The organism is Edaphobacter sp. (genome assembly GCF_035532915.1).
Lineage (GTDB): Bacteria > Acidobacteriota > Terriglobia > Terriglobales > Acidobacteriaceae > Edaphobacter.
In genome coordinates this window covers 1-4,332 of record NZ_DATKQC010000132.1, presented here as the reverse complement: position 1 = coordinate 4,332, position 4,332 = coordinate 1, and the positions used below count along the sequence as shown (strand labels likewise).

At 61.4% G+C, this 4,332-nt stretch carries 5 protein-coding genes; 2 read left to right on the top strand and 3 right to left on the bottom strand.

The genetic code is table 11. The features are described from left to right. Positions 1–1,534 (top strand): phosphoglycerate dehydrogenase (gene serA, locus VMU57_RS06575; RefSeq protein ID WP_325381836.1); only part of this gene is annotated, 1,534 nt, incomplete at its 5' end. A 30-nt stretch (positions 1,535–1,564) separates the two neighbouring features. Here serA and VMU57_RS06570 read toward each other — a convergent pair. The 3 genes from VMU57_RS06570 to rpmE all read right to left on the bottom strand — a co-directional run bounded on the left by VMU57_RS06570 (position 1,565) and on the right by rpmE (position 3,419). Continuing rightward, the gene (locus VMU57_RS06570) at positions 1,565–1,834 is read right to left on the bottom strand and encodes a hypothetical protein (RefSeq protein ID WP_325381835.1); all 270 of its coding nucleotides are present in this window, start codon (positions 1,832–1,834) and stop codon (positions 1,565–1,567) included. Positions 1,835–1,875: 41 nt separating this feature from the next. Continuing rightward, entirely contained in the window at positions 1,876–3,105 is a 1,230-nt protein-coding gene (locus VMU57_RS06565) for a tRNA dihydrouridine synthase (RefSeq protein ID WP_325381834.1), read from the bottom strand. A gap of 74 nt (positions 3,106–3,179) precedes the next feature. After that, the gene (rpmE, locus tag VMU57_RS06560) at positions 3,180–3,419 is read right to left on the bottom strand and encodes a 50S ribosomal protein L31 (RefSeq protein WP_325381833.1); all 240 of its coding nucleotides are present in this window, start codon (positions 3,417–3,419) and stop codon (positions 3,180–3,182) included. A gap of 240 nt (positions 3,420–3,659) precedes the next feature. Between rpmE and VMU57_RS06555 the strand changes: the two genes are divergently transcribed. After that, positions 3,660–4,332, top strand: a 673-nt coding sequence (locus tag VMU57_RS06555; protein WP_325381832.1) for an ATP-binding protein, incomplete at its 3' end; no start/stop codon positions are given.

Here is a 4,332-nt window from a genome sequence, read left to right as displayed (position 1 = left end):
CGACCAGATTAAGAACGGCCTTCCCGCCGAACTGGCCGATGCCGACGCGCTTGTCGTTCGCTCTGCCGTTCAGGTGGACGCGAAGCTGCTCGAGTCCGCGCCCAAGCTCCGCGTCATCGGCCGCGCCGGTGTAGGCGTCGACAACATCGACACCCCGGCTGCCACGCATCGCGGCATCGTGGTCATGAACACTCCGGGCGCCAACGCCGTCGCTGTCGCCGAGCTGACCCTTGGCCTCATGGTTTCGATGGCCCGCTCCGTGACCCGCGCCAACAACACCATGCACAGCGGCAAGTGGGAGAAGAAATCGCTGCAGGGCCAGGAACTTCGCGGTAAGACGCTCGGTATTGTCGGCCTGGGACGCGTCGGACTTGAAGTGGCACGCCGCGCCAAGGCGTTCGGCATGAACCTGATCGGCTACGATCCGTTCATCGCGCCGGTCATCGCGCGTGAGAACGACGTGACGCTTGTTCCCATCGACGAGATCTTCAAGGAGTCGGACTACCTGACACTGCACGTCGGCCTCACCACGCAGACTGAGGGTCTGATCAATGCGACCTCGCTTGCCATCATGAAGAAGGGCGTTCGCATTATTAACTGCGCTCGCGGCGAGCTGATCGTCGAGCAGGCGTTGGCCGATGCCATCAAGTCTGGTCATGTCGCCGGTGCTGCTCTGGACGTCTTCCATCAGGAGCCGCTCAAAGAGTCGATCTTCCACAACCTCGACAACGTCATCCTGTCGCCGCACATCGCAGGTTCGACCGACGAGGCGCAGGAGGCCATCGGCATTCAGCTTGCGATGCAGGTGCGCGACTATCTCAAGCTCGGCGTGGTGCAGAACGCCGTCAATCTGCCCAGCCTCTCGCACGAGGAGTACATCGAGGTCGCGCCGTACATCGAGATGGCGGAGCGCCTTGGCCACTTCCTCTCGCACGCCACGCCGGGCAATCTGGAGAACATCCAGATCACCTACACCGGACGCATCGCGCAGGGTAAGACCGATCTCATTCGCAATGCCGCTATCGCCGGTATCTTTGCGGAAGAAGAGTCGGTCAACCGCATCAACGCAGCGGCTATCGTTGCGGAGCGCGGCATCCGCATTCAGGAAGACAAGAAGGAGTTCACCACGGGCGGCGCAGGCTCGGTGCTCAAGCTGGTTCTGCATTCTTCGGAAGGCGAAGTCAGCGCGTCGGCGACGGTTCTTCACGGAACCTCGCCCCGCCTGCTGACCTACGATGGCATCGACATCGAGGCTCCGTTGAATGGGACGCTGGTTTCGATTCGCAATCACGACGTCCCCGGCGTTGTGGGCCGCATCGGCACCATCCTTGGCGAGCACCAGGTCAACATCGCCAACTTCGCACTGGGCCGCTCCAACGGCTCTAACCGTTCCAGCCGCGTTCCTCAGGGACAGGCGCTTGCGGTGGTGCAGATCGATGTTCCCAACGCAGCCTCGGCCAATGCTGCGGTCGAAGCTCTGCGCAAGGTGGAGGCTATCGCCAGTGTTCGCCTGGTGGAGCTTGGAAAACTGTAATTGCTGATTGGTTGTGGGAAGCCGTGGGCCCTATTGGTCCACGGCTTTTTTCTTTTCATCTGTTTCTACCTTTGACTCTGGGCGAGGGCCGCGCAGTGCAAAGAGAAAATAGGCGCCAGCCGTGGAGGCCGCCGCAACTGCGCCTACGCCAATTCCCACCACCATGCCCGAGGTGAGCGCGCTCAAAATATTCTGAGTGTCGGCGGGGAACTGGCTGGAATAGTGCTGGTAAAAGAAGAAGCTCGCTATCGCAATGGTGAGGATGCCGACAGACAGGCCGACCAGAACGGAGATGGCCAAACATCTTGCCCATCGCGGTGTCTTCGCTGGTTTTTCCATGCTCAGACGAGTATAGCTTCTGCTTCTTCGGCCTTGGTCTCGAAGAAGTGCTCCACGGCATCGAGCACGGCTGCGCCATTCTTTGCATCGAATATCTGCTTGCGCAGCGCGGAGCCACCGGGGACGCCGTGGGTGAACCAGCTGGCGAACTGCTTCATCTTGCCAACGCAGTCGCGGTAGCGCTGGTCGCGGGCGATCTGGCCGGAGGCGGTGATGGCTGCGGCACGAGCGGCTTCGGCCTGCTCTTCGAGCGCGATCTCGTCGACCATCATCTGGAAGTAGGTGCGAATCATGCGATAGCGGTCGTCGTTGGTCGGCTTGTCGTAGGTGCCGACTCCGGTGGCTTCCTTCGATGCGGTGTACTGTGCAATCTGGCGGAAGATCCACGGATTCGATGGCGCGGTGCGGCCAATCATCACGGCGTCGCAGTGGGTGGCGTCGACCATGGCGGCAGCATCTTCCGGCGTGCGGATATCGCCATTGCCGATGACGGGAATCTTCACGGCATCTTTGACGGCGGCGATAAACTCCCAACGGGCTTGCCCGGTGTAGCCGTCCTCGCGGGTGCGTGCGTGCAGCGCGGCAGCGTTGAGGCCGCAGTCTTCGGCCATCTTCGCCAGCTCGACGCAGACGATGTTGGCGTCGTTCCATCCGATGCGGAACTTCACGGTGAAGGGAATCGTGACGGCGGCGCGTACAGCTTTGAAGATGGTCTCGATGAGGGGCAGATCGCGCAGCAGGCCGGAGCCGCCGTTGCAGGCGACGACGCGCTTGGCCGGGCAGCCCAGGTTGAGGTCGACGAGGTCGAAGCCTGCGTCCTGAACGATGCGCGCCGAATCGGCCAGCGTCTCGGGGTTGGAGCCGAAGAGCTGCGCCGAGATCGGGTGCTCGTCGTCGTAGTAAGTGAGGTAGCGCTTGCGCTTGGTTTCGCGCATTCGCGAGAGGCCATCGGCCGAGGTGAACTCGGTCATGATGAGGCCGCAGCCGGACTGCTGATTTGTCGTAGACAGTTCAACGTTCGCGCTGTCGGCGTCGGCGGTGAACTGGCTGGCGTTCTTGATGAAGCGGCGGAAGACGGTGTCGGTCACGCCAGCCATGGGCGCTAGAACAGTCGCGGGCGCAATCTTTACATTGCCGATGGTGAGCGTGGCCGGGACGCGCGTGTGCTCGGGCATGGCATGACCGACCGGGTCGTCCCACCGTTTCTGCTCGAGTGTGTAGCGTTTCTTCATAAGGCGAGGGAACAGGGATCAGAAAGCGAAAGGCCCCCGACAGAGCGGAGGCCTTTCGGGTGTTTGGGCTCCGCTTACTTGGCGGCGGTTTCTGCTGCCTTGCCCGCGCTGGAGTTGGCGAACTTGCGGCGGAAGCGCTCGACGCGGCCAGCGGTATCGATCAGCTTCTGCTTGCCGGTGAAGAACGGGTGGCAGGCGGAGCAGATTTCGAGGACGATATCGCCCTTGTGCGTGGAGCGGGTCTCAAAGTGATTGCCGCAGGCGCATTTGACGGTGATGGTGTCGTACTTCGGGTGAATTCCTTCTTTGGGCATGGTTCTGTTTATCCTTTGGCTGATGTAGTGCTGATTGGCGCTTTCCGGGTCGCGGTTCGCTTGCGAACGGTATGCTCACGTCACATCGAATGCCTGTCGCGGTTGCCGTGCAAATCCCCATTTGGGGTTTGCGGGCGCTCCGTCTAGTTTATCCTACTTATCCTGCCTTCACATCTAGATTCGCACAGAGGCATTTCGATTCAGGTGCTGCCATACTAGGGTACGGCGATGGGTTCAAAGATGATTGAAATTTGTCCGATTTGCGAGGGGTCCGGCCTCGAGGTGGTACGGCAGGATGGGAAGCAGTTTGTGCGCGACTGCAGCTGTCGCGTCGAGCGGCGGGCGTCGCGGATGCTCGAGCGAGCGCATATTCCGAGGCGCTACGAACATTGCTCGCTTGAGAGCTATGAGACCAACTTCCCTTCGTCGCACCGCACCCTGGGCGCGGCGCATCTGCGGGCCCGCAAGTTTGTGGAGGGCTATCCTGTTGAAACTGCAGGGGCAGGCCTTTTGCTGACCGGCTCTATCGGGGTAGGCAAGACCCATCTCGCTGTTGGAATCCTTCAGGCGCTGGTGTCGGAGCGCGGGGCGACCGGGCTCTTCTTCGACTATCGCGATCTGCTGAAGCAGGTGCAGAACAGCTATAACCGGCAGGTATCGGCGACCGAGCTGGAGATTCTGGCGCCGGTATTCAACGCCGAGGTATTGGTGCTGGATGAACTGGGCGCCTCGAAGCCGACGGACTGGGTGTGGGACACGGTCGCGCACATTCTGAACACGCGCTACAACGACCGCCGCACCACCATCATTACCACCAACTATGCGAACATGGGGCCGCTGGGCACCGAGCCGGGCACGCGTGTGTCGATGCGCGAGGAGACGCTGGGCGACCGCATCGGAGAGCGCATGCGCT

Coding starts and splice junctions, on each gene's coding strand:
- VMU57_RS06565 (WP_325381834.1), bottom strand. CDS start 3,105: ATGAAGAAACGCTACACACTCGAGCAGAAACGGTGGGACGACCCGGTC.
- rpmE (WP_325381833.1), bottom strand. CDS start 3,419: ATGCCCAAAGAAGGAATTCACCCGAAGTACGACACCATCACCGTCAAA.